Annotated in this window: 1 pseudogene; it reads right to left on the reverse strand. The window is 64.4% G+C overall.

Annotation, left to right across the window (positions count from 1 at the left end):
• Window positions 1-239 (reverse strand): annotated as a pseudogene (locus AC0IW7_RS25000) (MFS transporter); the annotation flags it as partial.

The raw sequence follows: 239 nt of genomic DNA on the forward strand, positions 1-239 counted from the left end.
GGCGTGGCCAGGGCCATGAACACCACGGCAAAACACAACAAGCCGAGGACGGTTTCCCGCGTGTAACCCAGGCTGGCCACGCCGTAGCTCAGGGAAAACACCGTGGAGATGGAGAACAGCGCGTAGCACACCACCATGGCGCCCGCGCCCAGCAGCATGGGCGCCCAGTATGGGCCGAAAAGCTCGAACAGCGGCACTTTCACCCGCTCGTGACGGGCGACGGCGTTGGCAAATACCGG

This window comes from Pseudomonas sp. AC229 (assembly GCF_979254655.1).